Annotated in this window: 19 protein-coding genes and 2 tRNA genes; 13 read left to right on the plus strand and 8 right to left on the minus strand. The window is 67.1% G+C overall.

Annotated features, from left to right (window positions below; all coding sequences use genetic code 11):
- The first annotated feature begins 27 nt into the window (after positions 1-27).
- Positions 28-327: a DUF7155 family protein gene (locus tag QGN32_RS20850; RefSeq protein WP_326546151.1), complete on the plus strand. Its 300-nt coding sequence runs from the start codon at positions 28-30 to the stop codon at positions 325-327.
- On the opposite strand, the gene QGN32_RS20855 is transcribed toward QGN32_RS20850, so the two are convergent.
- On the minus strand, positions 324-575 hold the full coding sequence (locus tag QGN32_RS20855) for a hypothetical protein (RefSeq protein ID WP_326546152.1): 252 nt from the start codon (positions 573-575) through the stop codon (positions 324-326). The genes QGN32_RS20850 and QGN32_RS20855 overlap by 4 nt on opposite strands.
- A gap of 147 nt (positions 576-722) precedes the next feature.
- Here QGN32_RS20855 and QGN32_RS20860 point away from each other — a divergent pair.
- Positions 723-795 (plus strand) — tRNA-Asn (locus QGN32_RS20860).
- Positions 796-846: 51 nt separating this feature from the next.
- Here the strand turns inward: QGN32_RS20860 and QGN32_RS20865 are convergent.
- Positions 847-2820 (minus strand): acyl-CoA dehydrogenase family protein, encoded by a 1974-nt coding sequence (locus QGN32_RS20865; RefSeq protein ID WP_326546153.1) that lies wholly within the window; start codon positions 2818-2820, stop codon positions 847-849.
- A 101-nt stretch (positions 2821-2921) separates the two neighbouring features.
- Here QGN32_RS20865 and QGN32_RS20870 point away from each other — a divergent pair, with 101 nt between their 5' ends.
- Positions 2922-3650 carry a VIT1/CCC1 transporter family protein gene (locus tag QGN32_RS20870; protein ID WP_326546154.1) on the plus strand — a complete coding sequence of 243 codons (729 nt, stop codon included), beginning with the start codon at positions 2922-2924 and terminating at the stop codon, positions 3648-3650.
- A gap of 69 nt (positions 3651-3719) precedes the next feature.
- On the opposite strand, the gene QGN32_RS20875 is transcribed toward QGN32_RS20870, so the two are convergent.
- Together QGN32_RS20875 and QGN32_RS20880 are read right to left on the minus strand one after the other, a co-directional pair.
- Complete coding sequence (locus tag QGN32_RS20875; RefSeq protein ID WP_326549187.1) at positions 3720-4928, minus strand: MFS transporter; 1209 nt, start codon at positions 4926-4928, stop codon at positions 3720-3722.
- Between the two features lie 23 nt (positions 4929-4951).
- Positions 4952-5392 (minus strand): MarR family winged helix-turn-helix transcriptional regulator, encoded by a 441-nt coding sequence (locus QGN32_RS20880; protein WP_326546155.1) that lies wholly within the window; start codon positions 5390-5392, stop codon positions 4952-4954.
- Between the two features lie 95 nt (positions 5393-5487).
- On the opposite strand from QGN32_RS20880, the gene QGN32_RS20885 reads away from it, so the two are divergent.
- A complete protein-coding gene (locus tag QGN32_RS20885) occupies positions 5488-7530 on the plus strand; it encodes an ABC transporter ATP-binding protein (RefSeq protein ID WP_326546156.1) in 2043 nt (680 codons plus the stop codon).
- Positions 7527-8375 carry a CbiQ family ECF transporter T component gene (locus QGN32_RS20890; protein WP_326546157.1) on the plus strand — a complete coding sequence of 283 codons (849 nt, stop codon included), beginning with the start codon at positions 7527-7529 and terminating at the stop codon, positions 8373-8375. Before QGN32_RS20885 ends, QGN32_RS20890 begins: the two co-directional genes overlap by 4 nt.
- On the opposite strand, the gene QGN32_RS20895 is transcribed toward QGN32_RS20890, so the two are convergent.
- The 3 genes from QGN32_RS20895 to QGN32_RS20905 are packed head-to-tail and all read right to left on the minus strand — an operon-like array spanning position 8376 to position 11384.
- Positions 8376-9704 (minus strand): ABC transporter substrate-binding protein, encoded by a 1329-nt coding sequence (locus QGN32_RS20895; RefSeq protein ID WP_326546158.1) that lies wholly within the window; start codon positions 9702-9704, stop codon positions 8376-8378.
- Positions 9701-10528, minus strand: coding sequence for a carbohydrate ABC transporter permease (locus QGN32_RS20900; protein WP_326546159.1), 828 nt, complete (start codon positions 10526-10528; stop codon positions 9701-9703). Before QGN32_RS20900 ends, QGN32_RS20895 begins: the two co-directional genes overlap by 4 nt.
- Complete coding sequence (locus tag QGN32_RS20905) at positions 10515-11384, minus strand: carbohydrate ABC transporter permease (protein WP_326546160.1); 870 nt, start codon at positions 11382-11384, stop codon at positions 10515-10517. Before QGN32_RS20905 ends, QGN32_RS20900 begins: the two co-directional genes overlap by 14 nt.
- Positions 11385-11430: 46 nt before the next feature.
- Here QGN32_RS20905 and QGN32_RS20910 point away from each other — a divergent pair, with 46 nt between their 5' ends.
- From QGN32_RS20910 to QGN32_RS20945, 7 genes are all read left to right on the plus strand, one after another.
- The gene (locus QGN32_RS20910; protein WP_326546161.1) at positions 11431-12951 is read left to right on the plus strand and encodes a TldD/PmbA family protein; all 1521 of its coding nucleotides are present in this window, start codon (positions 11431-11433) and stop codon (positions 12949-12951) included.
- A complete protein-coding gene (locus QGN32_RS20915) occupies positions 12948-14321 on the plus strand; it encodes a metallopeptidase TldD-related protein (protein ID WP_326546162.1) in 1374 nt (457 codons plus the stop codon). The genes QGN32_RS20910 and QGN32_RS20915 overlap by 4 nt, the downstream gene beginning before the upstream one ends.
- Before the next feature lie 52 nt (positions 14322-14373).
- The gene (locus tag QGN32_RS20920) at positions 14374-15180 is read left to right on the plus strand and encodes a carboxymuconolactone decarboxylase family protein (protein WP_326549188.1); all 807 of its coding nucleotides are present in this window, start codon (positions 14374-14376) and stop codon (positions 15178-15180) included.
- A 68-nt stretch (positions 15181-15248) separates the two neighbouring features.
- A tRNA-Ile gene (locus QGN32_RS20925) sits at positions 15249-15325 on the plus strand.
- A 407-nt stretch (positions 15326-15732) separates the two neighbouring features.
- The gene (locus tag QGN32_RS24325; protein ID WP_442791740.1) at positions 15733-16002 is read left to right on the plus strand and encodes a hypothetical protein; all 270 of its coding nucleotides are present in this window, start codon (positions 15733-15735) and stop codon (positions 16000-16002) included.
- A 207-nt stretch (positions 16003-16209) separates the two neighbouring features.
- Entirely contained in the window at positions 16210-16929 is a 720-nt protein-coding gene (locus QGN32_RS20940) for an integrase core domain-containing protein (RefSeq protein ID WP_326546163.1), read from the plus strand.
- Positions 16930-17479: 550 nt separating this feature from the next.
- Positions 17480-17767, plus strand: a complete 288-nt coding sequence (locus QGN32_RS20945; RefSeq protein ID WP_326546164.1) for a P27 family phage terminase small subunit — start codon at positions 17480-17482, stop codon at positions 17765-17767.
- 116 nt (positions 17768-17883) lie between these two features.
- Here the strand turns inward: QGN32_RS20945 and QGN32_RS20950 are convergent, their stop codons facing one another.
- A complete protein-coding gene (locus QGN32_RS20950) occupies positions 17884-18348 on the minus strand; it encodes a DUF6197 family protein (protein ID WP_326546165.1) in 465 nt (154 codons plus the stop codon).
- 349 nt (positions 18349-18697) lie between these two features.
- Between QGN32_RS20950 and QGN32_RS20955 the strand changes: the two genes are divergently transcribed.
- Positions 18698-19504, plus strand: a complete 807-nt coding sequence (locus QGN32_RS20955) for a crotonase/enoyl-CoA hydratase family protein (RefSeq protein WP_326546166.1) — start codon at positions 18698-18700, stop codon at positions 19502-19504.
- The last annotated feature ends 24 nt before the right edge of the window (positions 19505-19528 follow it).

A 19528-nucleotide genomic window follows, 5' to 3' on the forward strand; every position in this document is an offset into this window, starting at 1 on the left:
GTGGGAACGGTTCAGGAAGGCGTGCACGTGACATCGACCAACAACCGGGCGCGGCGGTTCGTCGCCGCGGGCGCATTCGCGGTGGCCGCGGTCGCCGCGCCGTTCGCGGCGTCCGCGCTGAGCGCCTCCGATGCCGGCCAGCCGCTCGGCCAGTGCTTGGCGTGGTTCGGCAACAAAGAAGACGGCCATTGCCTGGGGGTCTCCAACGGTAACGGCATCAACGTCGGCACGCCGGAGTTCGGGCTGGAGCAAGGTGGCGCGGCCGTCAACACCGGGCCGCTGTTCCCGGGGCGGATCTACGGCGGCGGGACCGGCTTCCAGCCCTAACGGACCCTTCTCACCGGCACTTCGGGACCGATCACCGCGGTTCCGTTATCGATCTCGGACAATGTGACCATCGGCGGATCGGGCGACACCCGGTCGGCGATCTTGCGTCGACCGGCGTCGATCACGGCCTTGGCCGCAGGGCTCTCGGTGACCGCCTTGTACGTCCCGGCGATCTGCTCATATCGGCGGCGCCCGGCCTTGGAGCCGAGTACATAGCCGACACCCAACACGACGAAATACCCGATCACGGGGTCCCTTCCAGACGACGGTGCGTTCGCTCCATCCTGCCTCACTTACCTGAGAGCGCGAGCGGTGGCGGCGTATTGGCGGCCCCTGCGACACGTAGGCTAGAGTCAACCCCCGGCCCGCACGGTAGCGTGATCGCGGGTGAGCAGTCCCCTGTAGCTCAATTGGCAGAGCATTCGGCTGTTAACCGAAGGGTTGCTGGTTCGAGTCCAGCCGGGGGAGCAGCAATCGGCCGCGCGTTCCGTGACGGCTACCGATCCCCCAGAATCGCGGCTACTTCGGTTCGATCGTGCCCGCGCTGATCGCATTCTGCTCGGCGTGCTCGTCGGCGTCGGGAATGTGCTCGGGGTGCAGCATCTCGGCGTAGCGCAACTGCTCGGGGATGCCGAACCCGTCGACAAGCAACTCGGCATACGGGCGAAGCGACCGGCAGCGTTCGTTGATGCCTCGGGTGACGGCCTTGGCGCGCTCGGTGGAGATGTACCGGTGCTCGATGAACCAGGCCCGGTCCTGTTCGATCACCGACAGCGCGTAGAGGTCACACACCATGTTCAGGATTTTGCGCGCCTCTTCGTCCTGGCATGAGTCGATGCCCGCGACGAACGCTTCCAGAATCACCCGGTCGATGTGGGCCGCCGCGCTGTGCAACACGTGATCCTGCACCGCGTTGAACGCGTCGAACTCGCCCATCTCCTTGGACTTACCCTGCAGTCGCCGGGCCACCGTGGAGATCATGTATTCCTCGCGGTCCTCGAACATCTTGACCTGGGTGCCGCGGTTGAACAGGCTGCCTTCCTCTTCGTTGTCCTGCCGCGTGTCGAGGATGGTCTGCATGATCGTCTCGGCCGCAGTGCGTTTGAGCACCCGCTCGCCGGCGAAGTTCGCAGCGAACCGGACCCATTCGACCGGGCTCATGCTCTTGATGTCGTCGGCGTAGGCCGTGAGCAACTCCTTGGCCACCAGTTGAGTCAGCACGTGGTTGTCACCCTCGAAGGTGGTGAACACGTCGGTGTCGGCCTTCAACGCGATCAGGCGGTTCTCGGCCATATAGCCTGCGCCGCCGCACGCCTCGCGGGCTTCCTGTATCGCGCGGGTGGCGTGCCAGGTGTTGACCGCCTTCAGCCCGGCCGCCCGCGCCTCGAGTTCGCGTTGCTCCTCCGGGTCGGGTTCCTCGGCGCTCTGCAGGTCGTGGCATCTGGCCACCAGCTCGTTCTGCGCGAACTGCAGCGCATACGACTTGGCGATCAGGGGAAGCAGGCGACGCTGGTGCACGAGGTAGTCCATGATGAGCACCTCGTTGTCCTCGCCGGGTGCTTCGAACTGCCTGCGCTGCAACGCATATCGAGTCGCGATGTCGAGTGCGACCCGCGCGGCGGCCGCCGCGCTGCCGCCGACGGTGACCCGTCCTCGGACCAGGGTGCCCAGCATCGTGAAGAACCGGCGGCCGGGATTTTCGATCGGCGAGCTGTAGGTGCCGTCTGCAGCCACGTCGCCATACTTGTTGAGCAGGTTCTCGCGCGGGACGCGGACCTTGTCGAACTGGATGCGGCCGTTGTCGACGCCCGGCAGGCCGCCCTTGTAGTGGCAGTCCGAGGTGGTGACGCCGGGAAGGTCGTTGCCCTCGTCGTCGCGAATCGGCACCAGCACACAGTGCACGCCGTGGCCGGTGCCGTCGGGGGTGATGAGCTGAGCGAATACCGCTGCCATGCGGGCGGTTTCGGCGGCACCGCCGATGTAGTCCTTGCGCGACGTCGGCGTGGGGGAGTTGATGACGAATTCCTGGGTGGCCGGGTCGTAGGTCGCGGTGGTCTCCAGCGACTGCACGTCGCTGCCGTGACCGGTTTCGGTCATCGCGAAGCAGCCGAGCAGGTCGCAGTCGATGATCCTCTTGACGTATTTCTCGTGGTGGCGCTCGGTGCCGAGGTTCTCGATCGCACCGCCGAACAGTCCCCACTGCACACCGGCTTTGACCATCAGCGACAGATCCGACATCGCGAGCATCTCGATCTGGGTGACCGCTGCGCCGACGTCGCCGTTGCCGCCGTGCTCCTTCCTGAACCCGTCCTCGGCTGAACCCGCAGCCGCCATGATCTTCAACTGCTCGGCGACCTTGGTCCTGGCGATGACGGTGTTGGGGGTGTAGTGCGGACGGAAGACCTCGGTGGACAGTTCCTCGCGCATCCGGTTCTTCACATCGCGCCAACGACCGTCGAGCGCATTGCGCAGATGTTCGGCAGTGGTGGTCATGACTCGACGGTAGCCCTCCGCGCGCTGGCCCAAACTGTGATGTCGCAAACCAAGGTCTACCTGAGTGAACGCACACCCAGGCGCCGGAGTTCAATCAGGCCATGACGAACCCGAACGGGGAAAGTGGGCTGACGCGTCCGCACGATTTCGACCACCGCCACGGCGATGTCAGCGGCGGGTGGTTGCGGGCGGCGACATTCGGCGCGATGGACGGTCTGGTCTCCAACACCGCGCTGATCGCCGGTGTGGGTGCGGCGGCCGACGCACATACCGTCGTCCTCAGCGGATTCGCCGGTCTCGCTGCCGGCGCCTTTTCGATGGCGCTGGGCGAGTACACCTCGGTCAAGACCGCCAACGAGCAGATCGAGTCCGAAGTCCATCTCGAGCGCCGCGCGTTTCGTACACATCCGCAGGCCGAGAAGGACGAACTCGCCGACATGTTGATGCAGATGGGCGTCTCGGGGCACACCGCAGCAGTCGCGACAGAGGAGATACACCGCGACGAGAACCGCGCGATCAACTTCCACCTGGTGCAGGAGATCGGCATCGACCCGAGTGAGAAACCGTCGCCCCTCGTTGCGGCGGTGTCGTCGTTCATCACGTTCGCGATCGGGGCGGTGACCCCGCTGATCCCTTACTTCCTCGGGTTCGAGAGCCTGTGGATGGGGCTGCTCTTCGGCGGTCTCGGGCTCATGATTGCGGGTGGAGTCGCCTCGCGGTTCACCAGGAAGCCGCTGTGGTTCGCATCGATGCGACAACTTTTCTTCGGAATGGTGGCCATTGCCGCGACGTATGTCGTCGGGCTGCTGGTCGGATCGGTGGTCACGTGACGCTTTTTTGAGCTCTAGCGTGAAACCGCCGGCGACATCTCGCGCACAAGCGCACGTTCGGCGCCGTGATCAGCTGTCGCTGCCGACGGTGATCGCGGTCGCCTCGCTCACCTCGTCGAGTTCGGCCTCGTCGGCGTCGATGCCCTCCAGGTGGGACCGGGTGAGCGCCAGGACGCCCGCGCCCAACAACACCGCACCCGCGCCGACCCAGTACGGCATGTGCACGCTCACCTGCTCACCGAGCACGCCGGCCAGCCATGGCGCGAGCGCGGCGCCGGAGAACCGTACGAAGCTGTAGGCCGCCGAGGCCACGCCGCGTTCGACGGGGGTGGCTTTCATCACGGTTTCGGTGATCAGCGTGTTGTTGATGCCGATGAACAGCCCAGCCACCACCACGCACGTCGCGAGCACTGCCCTGGTCTCGGTCGCAATGGCCATCACGACCAGCGTCGCCGTCATCGCCACCAGGTTGACGAGCAGCACGGGCACGGTGCCGAACCGGTGCGCAAGCCGCGGCGCGACCACCACCGAGGTGAAGGCCAGCGCGACGCCCCAGCCGAAGAAGACCAGCCCGATTTCGTGTGCGCCCATGTCGAGCGGAAACGGCGTGAACGCCAGCAGGGTGAAAAAGCCGAAGTTGTACAGCAGCGCGGTGATCGCCACCCCCAGCAGCCCGCGGTGCCGCAACGCGCGGAACGGATCGGCCAGTGTGGTGACGCGCTGGGCGCGCGGGGTCGACGGCAGCAGCACGGCGGTCACCACAAGCGCGAGCGTCATCAATGCCGACACGCCGAAGAACGGCCCACGCCACGAGATCGACCCGAGCGCACCGCCGATGAGCGGGCCCACCGCGATGCCCAGGCCCAGCGCCGCCTCGTAGAGGATGATGGCCTGCGCCACCGAGCCGCGGGCCGAGCTGACGATCGTGGCCAGCGCGGTGGCGATGAACAGTGCATTGCCCAGACCCCAAAGTGCCCGCCAGCCAACGATTTCCATCACGCTTTCAGAGAGTCCGGCCAGGCCGGCGCCGGCGATGATGACGGCCAGGCCGACCAGCAGCGTGCGCTTGGGGCCGATCCGGCTCGCCACCACACCCGTGATGAGCATGGCCACGCCCATGACCGCCATGTAGCTGGTGAACAACAGCGACACCTGCGACGGCGACGCGTCGAGGTTCTCGGCGATCGGCTTGAGAATCGGGTCGACGAGGCCGATGCCCATGAACGCGACGACGCACGCGAAGGCAACGGCCCACACAGCTTTGGGTTGACGCCACATGGGGGCGATCTCTCCTTTGATGGTCACTTGGTGATGGTGTCGGGAGTGGCCGCGTCGGTCAGCAGCCGACGCAGCACGCGCACCGCGTCGGTGAGCGTCTCCCGATCGGCGGCGTCGAGCCGCTCGAGGTACGGATCGATTGCCGCACCGCGGTCCGACCTGACTTGTCGTAGCGTGTCGACACCCTTGGGCGTGATGCGGATCAGCACCGCGCGCGCGTCGTCGGGGTCGATGGTGCGCGACACCATGCCCGCGTCCTCGAGCCGGCGAACCTGGGTCGTCATCGTCGGCTGTGAGCAGTGGTCGAGCGCGGCCAGATCGGAGATGCGGGCCTGGCCTTGGTCTTCGATCGTGGACAACAACCGGGCCTGGGCATAACCGAGGGGAAGACGGACCCGCTGGGTAGCCAGTCGGTTGATCCGGGCGACCACGGACAGCAGATCGGCTCCGAGGGTCTGGGTCATCCCACCACTATTGCATAGTTTCTCTATGTGTTTCAAAACGTCGCCGGTCACAGCACCGTGGCGGGCCGACCGATCCCGGCTGGCAGAATCGGGCAATGACCGCGACCGGGGACCGAACTCGCCGCACCGGTCGCATGCGTCCCGTCGAACTGGCACAGGCCTCCGTCATCGCGGCACTGTGCGCGGCCACGGCCATCATCGCGGTGGTGGTCCCGTTCGCGGCCGGTTTGTCTCTGCTCGGCACGGTTCCGATGGGTCTGCTGGCGTACCGCTACCGGTTGCGGGTCCTGCTCACGGCGACGGTCGCGGGGGGCATCATCGCGTTTTTGATCGCGGGCATGGGCGGCTTCATGACCGTCGTCAACTGCGCCTACATCGGCGGGCTGACCGGCACCGTGCGGCGGCGTGGCCGCGGCACGCCGACCGTCTTGTTCGCCGCGGTGATCGCCGGGGCCGTGTTCGGCGCGGCCGTCGTGGTGGCGCTGGTCATCCTGGCGCGGCTGCGTCACCTGATCTTCGAGTCGGTCACCGCGAACGTCGACGGGGCTGCCGCGGTGATCGCCCGCATCCCGGGAATGGAGAGTTTCGCCGAGCAACTCAAACGTGACTTCGCGACCGCGCTGGAGTACTGGCCGGTGCTGTTCTTCGGTTTCGGGGTGCTGTCGATCACGTTCGTCAGCCTCGTCGGCTGGTGGGCGCTGTCGCGCGTGATGGAACGGCTGGCCGGCATCCCCGATGTGCACAAGCTCGAGTTCTGCCCCGATGACACCGCCCCGATTGGCCCGGTTCCCGCGCGGCTGCGCGACGTCCGATTCCGCTACCCAAGCGCCGACCACGACGCGCTGGGCCCGGTCTCGCTCAACGTCGAGCCGGGGGAGCACCTCGCCGTCACGGGCGCCAACGGATCGGGTAAGACGACGCTGATGCTGATACTGGCCGGGCGCGAGCCGACAGCGGGCAGGATCGAACGGCCGGGCGCCGTCGGACTGGGCCGCATCGGCGGCACAGCGGTGATCATGCAGCACCCCGAGAGCCAGGTGCTGGGCACCCGTGTCGCCGACGACGTGGTCTGGGGGTTACCGCCCGGCAAGGCCACCGACGTAGATCAGTTGCTCGCCGAGGTCGGCCTGGACGGGCTGGCCGAACGCGACACCGGCGGGCTGTCCGGCGGCGAACTGCAGCGGCTCGCCGTGGCGGCCGCGCTCGCGCGCGAGCCGTCCCTGATGATCGCCGACGAGGTGACCAGCATGGTCGACCAGCAGGGTCGCGATGGGCTGATGTCGGTACTGTCCGGGTTGACCCGTCGCCACCAGATGTCGCTGGTGCACATCACCCACTACAACGACGAGGCCGACGCGGCCGATCGCACGGTCGACCTGACGGGGAACGGCGGCGCCGCGGACAACACCGACATGGTGGAATCCGCCGACGCTCCGGCCGCGACTGTCACCCCGGGCGCTGACACCGCTCCGGTGCTGGAAGTAAAAGACGTCAGCCACGAGTACGGCAGCGGTACCCCATGGGCGGCGACGGCATTGCGCGACATCACCTTCACCGTGCACGAGGGTGACGGCGTGTTGATCCACGGGCTCAACGGGTCGGGCAAGTCGACCCTGGCCTGGATCATGGCGGGACTGACCGAGCCGACCGCGGGAGCATGCCTGCTCGACGGTAAGCCGGCATCGGATCAGGTTGGCGCCGTGGCGATCTCGTTCCAGGCCGCGCGGCTGCAGCTGATGCGCGGTCGCGTCGACCGCGAGATCGCCTCGGCCGCCGGTTTCTCCCCGCGTGACCGCGCCCGGGTTCTCGACGCATTGTCCACCGTCGGCTTGGATCCGACGTTGGCGACCCGGCGCATCGACCAGCTCAGCGGCGGCCAGATGCGGCGGGTGGTCCTCGCCGGGCTGCTCGCCCGCTCGCCGCGTGCCCTCATCCTCGACGAGCCGCTGGCCGGTCTGGATGCCACGAGTCAGCGCGGGCTGCTGCGTCTGCTGGAGGACCTTCGCCGCCGCGCCGGGCTGACTGTCGTCGTGATCTCCCACGACTTCGCGGGGCTGGAGCAACTGTGCCCGCGCACACTGCATCTAGAAGGCGGCGCGCTGGTACCCGCCCCGACGGCAGCGGGAGGTCTCCCGTGACGGCGGCACCGACGAGGCGGCGTCAGCGCAGGGCGGTCGTGCTGCTGCGGCCGGTGCCCGGCAACAGCGTCGTCCATCAACTCTGGGCCGGCACAAAACTTGTGGTGGTCGCCGCCATCGGCGTCCTGATGACCTTTTATCCAGGATGGGTGCCGATCGGCGCGGTCGCGGCGCTGGTGCTCATCGCGGCGCGACTGGCCGACATCCCGCGCGGCGCGCTCCCGTCGGTGCCGCGCTGGTTGTGGATCCTGCTGTTTTTCGGCGGCTTGACGGCGACGTTCGCCGGCGGCAGCCCGATCATCTCCATGGGCTCGGTCGACGTGGGGCTGGGCGGCCTGCTGAACTTCCTGCGCATCACCGCTTTGTCGATCGTGCTGCTTGGACTAGGCGCGATGGTGTCGTGGACCACCAACGTCGCCGAGATCGCCCCCGCCGTCGCCACATTGGGCCGGCCACTGCGGGTGCTACGGATCCCCGTCGACGGCTGGGCGGTGGCACTGGCGTTGGCGCTGCGGGCCTTCCCGATGCTGATCGACGAGTTCCGGGTGCTCTACGCCGCCCGCAATCTGCGGCCGAAGCAGCTACCCGTGCGCCGTCGGGGACGGTGGCGGCGGTGGTGGCTCGAAGCGATCGACCTGCTGGCGGCGGCGATCACCGTCGCGCTGCGGCGCGCCGACGAGATGGGGGATGCGATCACCGCGCGGGGCGGCGCCGGACAGATCTCGGCCGCACCGTCACGCCCGAAAGCCATTGACTGGTGGGCGTTTCTCATCGTCGCGGTGGTATGCGGGGTGGCGCTTGCGCTGGAGTTGACGGTGCTCGGAACCAGCGCCGCGACCCGTTGATCACCGCCGCGCAGCGGTGTTGGCGGCGTCCTGCGCCTCGGTCAAAGTCACCGGCACGTCGCGACGGCCGAGGAACATCTCGTCGAAGTAGGGTTTGAGCGCATCGAATCCCGCGGCGAAGCCGGCGCCACCGGGGGCCGCGATGCGCGGGCCGCCGAGTACCTCGAAGAACGCGCTCACATCGACGCCGCGGGATCGCCAGTAGTCGTGGTAGACCGGTTGGGCCGCAAGCACCGCCGGAATCGCCGCGCCGCCGGCACCGAGATACGTGTTGCCGCGGGCACTGCCCATCCAGGCCAGCACCTTTCGCACCGCCTCCGGATGCTCGCTGGCCGAATTACCCGCAGCCGCAATCCCGTTCGTCACGCTGACCCGGCCCGCCGGGCCCTCGGGCAGCAGCGCGACCCCCCACCGGAACGGGGCTGCGTCGGCGACCGCCGCCAGGTTGTAGGTCCCCGACTGGAACAGCGCCATCCTGCCCTGCAGGAACTGGTTACGGGAGAAGTCACCGTTGTCGTTGGTGGCCGACGCCGGCGGAGCGACGTGATCGCTGTTGATCAGCCCCACCAGGTACTCGAAGGCTTGCGCGGCCTCGGGGTTGTCGAACGCGAACCGGTCGCCGACGGAGAACACTCCGCCCGCCGAACCGATGTAGTTCAGGTAGATGCCCTGCAGATCGTTGGCGGCGTTGTACCCCCACTGCCGGATCCGCTGGGCGTCGAAGCCCGGCGTGCCGGCAGCGCGGCCGCCGCGATCCACGGTGAGCCGGGCCAGCAGTGGCCGCAGCGTGTCGGCGGCCGAGTCCGGCGACCAGCGCAGCGTGGAAAGCGCGCTCGGGTCGACCCCCGCCGCGTCGAGCAGGTCGGCGTTGAAGTACAGCCCGATGCCGGCGTCGGTCAGCTGCGGCACCCCCCACAGCGCACCACTGCGGGTGAACTGGCCGACCACTGACGGATCCCACGCCCGAGACGCGTCCTCGCCCAGCAGGCGGCCGATGTTCAGCAACCGCCCGCTGTCGGCGTACTCGGCGAAATAGGCGTTGCTGATCCAGAAGATGTCGTCCGCGCCACCACCCGCGACGTCCGTGCGCAGCGTGTCGAAATACGTAGAGTAGGCAACGACGTTCAACCGCACCTCGATGTCTGGGTGCTCACGACTGAACTCGGCGAACGACTTTCGGTAGGCCTCGGCGACCTGCTCGTCCCACAGGCGCACGGTCACCACGGTGCGCCCGCCCGAATCGGTCGACTGCCCAAGCAGCACGGCCGCGACGAGCAACACGGCAGCGGTTACCGCCACACCTGCCGCGAAAAGTGTCGAAAACCTCATTTCAGTCCCGTCACCACGATCGAGCGCACGATGTGGCGGCCCAGCGCGACGAACAGCACGAGCAGCGGCACGATCGCAACCGTCGTCGCCGCCATCACCAAGGTCCACTGCGCGTTGTACCGCGACTGCAGGCCGGCGGTCGCGACCGTCAGCACCTGCCACCGGCCGCCGCTCGTGATCACCAGCGGCCACATGAAGCTGTTCCACTGCGAGACAACGGTGATCAGGGCCAGCGTCACCAGGATCGGCCTGCTCGCCGGCAGCACGACGTGAACGATCACATCCAGCGTGTTGGCGCCGTCGATACGCGCAGCGTCGATGAGATCGCCTGGGATGGTGCGGAAGTACTCACGCAGCAGAAAGATCGCGTACGGCGAGCCGAACATGAACGGGAGCACCAACGCCCAGAACGTGTTACGCAGGCCGGCTTCGGCCATCATCAGGTACAGCGGCACGACCGTCACGGTCGCCGGCACCATGAGCGTCGCGACGTACACCCAGAACAACGCGTCACGGCCGGGAAACCGCAGACGCGCGAACGCGTATGCCGCCAGCACGGAGAAGGTCAGCTGGCCGAGCAGGATGACCGCGGTCATCAGCGCAGTCACCGCAAGCGCCCGGCCGAACCCAGCGTCGGCGAGATCCGCGTAGTTCTGCAGGGTCGGTGTGGTGGGCAGCGACAACGGCGACTCGGTGTCGAACCGACTCGGGTCTCGCAGCGAGGTCAGCACACCGAGCACGAAGGGAGCCAACGTGATCAGCGCCCCGGCCAGCAAGACGGGATAGATGAGGACCGCGGATGCGGCCCGGCTAGGCGACGTCATAGCTGGTCCGTCGCCGGAAGTAGAGCTGCTGGACGATCGTCACACCGACCAGCAGCACGAACAGCACCACCGCCATGACCGCGGCCCGTCCCACCGCAGCCGCGCCGAACGCCTCGGCGTAGATGCGATGCGCCAGCAGGTCGGTCCGGTTCTGCGGTCCGCCGCCGGTCAACGCGTACACGGTGTCGAAAACCTGTGCCGCGCTGATGATCCCCGTCACCAGAACGAAGAACAGCGTCGGCCGCAGCATCGGCAGCGTGATGTGCCGGAATCGCTGCCATGTCGTCGCCCCGTCAGTGCGTGCCGCGTTGTGGATGTCCTCGGGAATGTTGAGGATCCCGGCCAGGAAAAACAGCGTCACGTATCCCGCGTTGGTCCACACCACCACCGCCGAGACGACCGGCAGCGCCAGCGTCGGGTCGGTGAGCCATCCGATCTGGCGGCCGAGGAGGGCGCTGACCGCGCCGTCGGTGGGGGCGAGGATCCAGCGCCAGAGCACCGCGATCGCCAGCGGCGCGCAGATCCACGGCAGCACGTAGAGCGTCCGGAAGATCCCGCTGCCGGGCAGTCCGCGGGACAACAGTGCGGCCGCGGCCAATCCCAACAGCGTCTGCGTCGGCACCACCAACGCGACGAACGACACCGTGACCACCAGCGACGTGCCGAAGGACGGATCCGTCAGCACCGACTGCCAATTGTGCAGTCCCACATACTCCATCGGCCTCAACAGGTCCCACCGGTGCAACGACAGCCATAGCACCACGAGCATGGGCAGCAACATGAACGCGACGACTCCGAACAGGCTCGGCGCCAGGAGCGCGTACCCGGTTGCGGTCATGCGGCGATGCTGTGCCATCCGAGTCATTAAAGCGGGCCGAGGGCGCCACCACTACGGTGGTGACGTGAGCGCCACCCGACGAGTCGACGCCGACTTCCTCGATTTGCCTCGCCATGCGCTGGCCGACGCGGCGCTGTCGGCGGCGTCGGCCGCCGGCGCCGGCTACGCAGATCTTCGCATTCACGCGATCACTTCGGAGCTCGTGCAGTTGCGAGACGGTGAACTGCAGACCGCGGTCGTCGATCGGGAGATCGGCCTGGCGGTGCGGGTGATCGTCGACGGCACCTGGGGGTTCGCTTCGCATGCCGAGCTCCGCCCGGTGGTCGCCGCCGACACCGCACGCCGCGCCGTGGGAGTGGCCAGGACGCTGGCGCAGCTGAACGCCGAGCGGATCGAGCTGGCCGACGAACCCGTCTACACCGAGGCCACTTGGCTTTCGGACTACCGGATCGACCCGTTCAGTGTCGGCACCACCGAGAAGCTGGCCGTGCTCGGCGAGTACTCCGGTCGGCTGCTGGCCGCTGACGGCGTCGACCACGTCTCGACGGGATTGCACACGGCCAAGGAGCAGACGTTCTACGCCGACACGTTCGGCTCGACGATCACCCAGCAGCGGGTGCGGGTGCAGCCGTCGCTGGAGGCAGTCACCGTCGACGCCGCGGCGGGCACCTTCGAGACGATGCGCACGCTGGCCCCCCCGACTGCCCGGGGCTGGGAGTACGTCGCCGGCGACGAAGCGTGGAACTGGACCGAGGAACTGGCCGCGCTGCCGACCTGGCTGGCCGAGAAGGTCAAGGCCCCCAGTGTCAGCGCCGGGCCGACGGACCTCGTGATCGACCCGTCGAACCTGTGGCTGACCATTCACGAATCCGTCGGGCACGCCACCGAGTACGACCGGGCGATCGGCTACGAGGCGGCGTATGCGGGCACCTCGTTCGCCACGCCCGACAAGCTCGGCACGATGCGCTACGGCTCGCCGGTGATGAACGTGACCGCCGACCGGACCGTCGAACATGGCCTGGCGACCATCGGTTTCGACGACGACGGGGTGCGGGCGCAGAAGTGGGACCTGGTGCGCGACGGTGTTTTCGTCGGGTACCAGCTGGACCGGGTGTTCGCACCGCGCCTGGGTGTGGCCCGGTCGAACGGCTGCGCGTACGCCGACTCGCCGCATCACGTGCCGATCCAGCGGATGGCCAACGTCTCGCTGGAGCCGGCGGCCGAGGACGTCAGCACCGACGATCTCATCGCCCGCGTGGACGACGGTATCTACATCGTCGGCGACAAGAGTTGGTCGATCGACATGCAGCGCTACAACTTCCAGTTCACGGGTCAGCGGTTCTTCCGCATCCGCGACGGCCGGCTCGACGGCCAGCTGCGCGACGTGGCCTATCAGGCGACGACGACGGACTTCTGGGGGGCGCTGGAGGCCGTCGGCGGGCCGTCGACATGGCGGCTCGGCGGGGCGTTCAACTGCGGCAAGGCGCAGCCGGGGCAGGTGGCCGCGGTCAGCCACGGATGCCCGTCGGCGTTGTTCCGCGGGGTGAACGTGCTCAACACCCGCGAAGAGGCAGGGCGGTCATGATCGGCGCACAGCGGGTCGTGGAGATCGCGCTGACCGAAGCTGTTCGGTTGGGCGGGGCCGACGAGACGATCGTGTTGGTGACCGACCGCTCCGACGCGGCGCTGCGGTGGGCGGGCAACTCGATGACCACCAACGGGGAGTCGACGACGCGCTACACGACGGTGGTCTCGGTGGTGCACAGGGGCGGCAAGTCGCATGTCGGGTCGGTGCGGTCCAGCGAGGTCGACCCATCGACGATCGCGGCGCTGGTGGCATCGTCGCAGGAGGCGGCGCGCTCGGCGCCCGAGGCTCGCGACAGCGCGCCGTTGCTCGCCGGCGGTGACGTACCCCCGGATTGGGATGCCCCGGTGCCGGGCACCGGCGCGGAGGTGTTCTTGGCGATGGCGGACGGACTCGCCCGTGGCTTCCACCGCGGCGACAGGTTGTACGGGTATGCGCGGCACATTGTGGAGACCACGTTCCTGGCGACCTCGGGTGGGTTGCGGCGGCGGTACACGCAGCCGACCGGTTCAGTGGAGATCAACGCCAAGCGTGCCGACGCCAGCGCGTGGGTCGGCGTCAGCACGAGCGACTTTGCCGACGTACCAACGGATTCGATGCTTGACGAGTTGTCGACTCGGCTGGGCTGGGCGCAACGCACCGTGGAGTTGCCGGCCGGGCGCTACGAAACGATCCTGCCGCCATCGACGGTGGCCGACCTGATGATCTACCTGACATGGGCGATGGACGGCCGCGGCGCGCAGGAGGGTCGCACCGCGTTCTCCGCGCCCGGCGGCGGCACGCGGGTGGGGGAGAAGCTCACCGAGTTGCCGTTGACGCTGTACTCCGATCCGCTCGCCGCAGGGCTGGCGTGCACCCCGTTTGTCGCGACATCCACCTCGTCGGAACGGATTTCGGTTTTCGACAACGGCATGGACATCAGCCGGGTGGACTGGGTCCGCGACGGCGCGATCAACGCGTTGGCGTATTCACGGGCGTCGGCCGCGGAGTTCGGCGCGACCCCGGCCGCGCCTGCGGACAACCTGCTGATGACCGGGGGGCAAGGCGGTCTGGCGGACATGATCGCGGGCACGGAGCGGGGACTGCTGCTGAGCACGCTGTGGTATATCCGCGCGGTCGATCCGGCGGTGCTGCTGCTGACGGGACTCACCCGCGACGGTGTCTACCTGATCGAGGACGGCGAGGTGACGGCTGCCGTCAACAATTTCCGGTTCAACGAGAGCCCGTTGGACCTGTTGCGCCGGACGACGGAGGCGGGTGCCAGCGAGGTCACTTTGCCGCGGGAGTGGGGCGACTGGGCCACGCGGGCGGCGATGCCGACACTGCGGATTCCCGACTTTCACATGTCGTCGGTCAGTCAGGCGCAATAATCCGTGGGTGGGCACTGACGAGCTTGCCGATCGGATCGCCGGGTTGGTGGCGATGTCGTCGGGTGACGGCCGACTGGACACGTTGATCCGGCTGACGTGCGGCAGGGCGCTGGCGTTACCGCCGCTGACCGTGGAGGGCGACCTGCTCGACGAGGCCACCGAAGCGGATCGGGTGGTGGCCGCGTTCGCCGAGCAGTTCGCGATCGACGTCTCGGGCATCGGCGAAAATCAGCGCAAGCGACTGTCGGTGACGCTGGGCGACAACGCTTTTCGAACGGTGGTCGCGATCTTCATCGCCGACTTCGTGCCGCGAGTGTGGGCGGGCTGCGAGGCACTGGGTCTGGGCCGACCCGGCCACTGCAGCGTCGTCGAGTGGGACCACGAGGCCGATCCGGTCGATGCCCTGCTCAACGGCTTCGCGCCCGCCGTGGCGCGGTTACGGGAACTCGATCCGGTGACGACGGAGATCGTCCGGCTGCGCGGGGCGATTCAGCACAACTGCCGGCTGTGCAAGTCGTTACGGGATGACAACGCGCTGGACGCGGGTGGGTCCGAGGAGCTGTACGGGCAGATCGAGCGCTATGAGTCCGCCGAGGGATTGACCGACGCGCAGAAGGCGGCACTGCGATACGTCGACGCGCTGATCTGGTCGCCGGCACGGATCGAGGCGGATGTGGCCGCGGGCGTCCGGAGGCACTTCTCGGAGAAGCAGGTGTGGGAGCTGACGCTGGACGTCATGCGCAACGCGTGCAACAAAATCGCGGTGTCGCTGGGGGCCGACGCCCCGCGAGTGGCGTCGGGCACCGAGCGCTACTCGATCGGCCACGACGGGCAGCCGGTGTACGCCGACATCGCGTGACGATTTCCGGCTTGGAGCGTGGTTGGCCGGCTGAAGCGATATGGGACCATGGTGCCGCACGTCGCGCTGGGGCGGTAGCTCAGTTGGTTAGAGCCGCGGACTCATAATCCGTTGGTCGCGGGTTCGAGTCCCGCCCGCCCCACCAAAAAGCCCAGCTAAGACCAGCTATCGCGGCCTCCGGTCGTCAGGTAGTGCCCGTCTCGGGTGTCACGAGTTGTCACAACTCGCCCGAAACTGCTCGCCGCCGCCTTCAACGCATCGTCCTGGCTATGCGCGTAGGTGGCCATCGTGAACGCCGCTCGCGTGCCCCAGCCACGACGCAATCACCGCTATCGGCACCCCCTGCAGGTGCATCAACGTGGCGCACGAATGACGGGCGTCGTGCAATCGCACGGCCGGGATGCCGAGCTTCGTGAGCATCTTCTCCCCCCGCGACGTGATGGCGTCAGGATGCAACGCTCGCCGAGCTCTGTTCTGTTCGGGGACATCGCTGACAGTTGTATGTCTCGGGACATCGCTGACACTTGAGTAGGGCCTGGGCCAGGATGGCTCATGGCTCAGAAGGTGACGGCGATGGACATTCGGATGGCTTCGGCGTTGGCCGGCCAGGTCGACAACGTGGCGCAGTTCTGCCGGGACAGCGCGATCAGTCGACAGACGTATTACAAGTTCCGCAAGCGTTTCCGTGACGGTGGGATCGAGCGCTTCTGTGGCTGCGGGACGATCGCCCCGCGACGGGTCAAGATCTGCCACACCGTCGACACTGACGGCACCGCGATACCCTCGCGCTGCAACGACCACACGATCGACTGTGCACCGTGATCGCGGCCATCCTCGATCAACTGCTTACGCCGCAACACGATCAGGTCTTCCACCTCGACCGGGGTCTGCCCCGGCGAAGTCACGGGTCTGCAGGATCGGTCGCGGCGTCCGCGGCCGAAGTCGGCGACCAAACGGTTTTGCTTCGATCGGCCCAACGAGTGTTGGCAGTCCGATTGGACCGGATGGACGCTGGCCGACGGCAGCGCGGTGGGCATCGCGGGCAGTCTCGACGACCACTCCCGGTATGTGGTGGGTTTGCGCGCGGGTGCCGATGACGCGGACGCCGAGCTTGTCTGGGAGGTGATGCTGGCAGGCATCGACGAGTGCGGGATACCATCGATGTCGTTGTCGGACAACGGAATCGTCTACACTGGCCGCTTCCACGCGCATGAATCAGCTTTCGAGGTCAATCTGCGCGCTCTCGGGGTGCGGACCATCAACTCGACGCCGTTTCACCCGCAGACCTGCGGCAAGATCGAGCGGTTCTGGCAGACGCTGAAGAAGTGGCTGTCTGCCCGCGATCCGGCGGCTACTGTCGAGGAACTCAACGCCCTGCTCGAGCAGTTCCGCACCTATTACAACCACCAACGGCCGCACCGCGCGCTACGTGGCGCCACCCCGGCCGAGGCATTCAGCGCCACCGTCATGGCCCGCCCCGCCGAGCGTCCACTGCCCGCACCGGTGTTCGTCAGCCGCCGCACCGTCGGAGAGAAGTCGGGACAGGTGTTCGTCGCGCCCTACAAGGTCAACGTCGGGCTGCGCTGGGCCGGCCACGACTGCGATGTCATCCGCGACGGCGAGCACATCACCATCTTCAGCGGCAACCGACTCGTGCGCACTCTCACTGCCGATCCCACACGCAACTACCAGTCCATCGACAAGACCACCCGCACCTATCGCACCCGCGAGCCCAAACCGGCATCATGAGTGTCAGCGATGTCCCGAGACATAAGTGTCAGCGATGTCCCGAGACACCACAACGCTCGCCGAGCTCGTTGCTCGCCATATATTCGCCGCGATACTGCGAACCCGCGGCAAGGCGGTCCTCGAGCTGCAGCCGCTAGCCGACACCAGCGCCAACCCCACCACCTACACTCGCACAACAACATTCAGCACCGTCCGGAGATACGAAATATGTTGTAACACAAGGGCATACAGGGGAGCGGACGCCACCGCGAACCGCACTGCTGGACACGCGCCTGTCGCCGGAAGGTGTCCTTCATGCGTGCGGGTTCCATTTTTTTTGGGAGGTTGCGGTGTTGTGCTGCGACAACTTTCGCGTGTCGAATGGTGTTGTGTTGCGGTTGGATCATAGTGATTTGCAACAGATTTGGAGGTGCTGATGACTGGTGGGCAATCGCTTGGTCTATGTGGTCAGGCAACCGCTCAGGCTGTCGGTTCAGCGAAAAGTAGGCCGGTCCCGGCGGGTTTGAAGACGCGGGGCCGCTCGATGTGGCGGGAAGTTACATCGGGTTAAGTGCTGGACCCGGCTGAGCTGGCGTTGTTGGCGGCGTTGTGCCGCACGGTTGACGAGTTGGATCGGTTGACGGCGGCGATGAAGGATGCGGAGCCGGTGGTGGAGGGTTCGACTGGTCAACCGAAGTCGCATCCGTTGCTGGGTGAGATTCGGTTGCATCGGAAGTTGGCTGAGAGCCTAAGCGCGGCGTTGGCGTTGCCGGTGGTGGGTGAGTCGGTGGGGCGCAAGCGGTCGGCGGGGGCGAGGATCGCGGCGCAGGCCCGCTGGCGCAACGGGAAGGGCGCATAGGTGGCGACACTCAGAAGCGAACGCGTGGACTGCGACTATCCGCCCGAGTTGGCCTCAACAGCAGCCGCCAGGACATGGGCATCCGCATCGTGCAGATTTCCTGAAAACTGGGCTGCTTACGGCCGCTCGTGCATCTGGGCGTCGAGATGCACGGCGGCGCGCTTGAGCATCAGCACCGCGTCGGCCGCGGTGGTGTGTACGTCATCGTTGAAGGCGTCCAGGTTCGGCCAGTTCATTGCGTCGGCGGAGTTGGCGAGCCGCACCAGTAGTAACTCCAGCCGATCGACCTGCATTTGCGCCGCGTAAGGCTGCCCGCTGTGCCAATAGCCAGCCGCCGTACGTAGCGCCCCTCCCAGGCAGAAGCTGCATGGGGCGGCGACAGGCTCGGTGCGTACCCGGTAGCCTCCCGCGCCGACGTGCTCGGTGCGCACCCGCACCCAGTCGCCCGGCGAGTCGACTGATGGCTGCACCTCGTTGTCTTCGGCGTCGCGGCAGTAGGTGCCTTGCGTCCACCCGCCGTCAGCCTCGATGAGCGCCAGGGCGCCCTCGATTACGTCGCGGTCGGTATTCATGTCAGCCATGCCTTCAAAGTACGAAGTGTCGCCACGCGACACCACGAGGTTGACCTCCAAGTTGATGGGGGGTTTACCCCCCTTGGCACGGGTTCAGCCTTAAGCGTCGTCAGCAACCCTGTGTCTAACTGGACTATGGTCCAATTGGGAGTAGCGTTCCGGTTTGGTGACCGAGAACCTGGAGGTGCGCTGCCGTTGGCGCGGCGCCGACGCGATGACGCGGTGCACAGAGGAGTGTCGATGCCTCGGACTACCGCGTGGCCGGAAGCTTTGTGGGCGATCGCAACAGGCCCGAGCAGCGCTGAGCGTCCTCTCTGGACGGCAGCCCCCAGATGCTCATCGCGGTAAGTTTGCCACCGTGAGCGAAGAGAGAGTTCGGGTGCAGATCGGCGAGACCGGCGTTGCGACGGTGACGATGGTTCGCGCCGACAAGCACAACGCGCTGGACCGAGCCATGTTCGAAGGCCTAGTGAACGCCGCCGAGCAACTGGCCGATGCCACATCTGTTCGAGCGGTGGTGCTACACGGTGAGGGCAAGAGCTTCTGCTCCGGTCTTGACGTGGCAAGTTTCATGGCCGGGTCCGGCGGCACGGGTGTGCTCCTGGAGCGAGGCGACGACCATCTGGCCAATTTCGCACAGCGGGTGACCTATGACTGGTCGTTGGTGCCGGCACCGGTAATCGCCGCGATTCACGGCAACTGCTTCGGGGGCGGTCTGCAAATCGCGCTCGGCGCCGACATCCGCATCGCTGCCCCGGACGCGAAACTGTCCGTCATGGAGGTCAAATGGGGCCTTGTCCCCGACATGGGCATCACGCAGACACTGCCGCGGCTGGTATCCGTCGACGTCGCAAAGGAGTTGACGTTCACTGGCCGCATAGTTTCCGGGAGCGACGGCTGTGCGCTCGGCCTGGTCACTCGCACTGCTGACGACCCGCTCTCGTCGGCGTTGGCGCTCGCCGAGGAGATCGCACGGAAATCGCCGGATGCCGTGCGGGCCGCCAAGCGTCTCTACAACCAGACCTGGACCAGCAACGACGCGGGGACTGCCCTGTCGCTCGAATCCGAGTTGCAGACCGGGTTGATCGGCAAGCCCAATCAGATCGCCGCCGTGGTGGCCGGCATGTCGGGCGAGCGGCCGGTCTTCTCCGACCCCGATTCCTGATCCGGCGAAACACGTTGCCCGGCA

Origin of the sequence: Mycolicibacterium sp. ND9-15, assembly GCF_035918395.1 — a bacterium.
In the GTDB taxonomy this organism is placed as follows: Bacteria; Actinomycetota; Actinomycetes; order Mycobacteriales; family Mycobacteriaceae; genus Mycobacterium.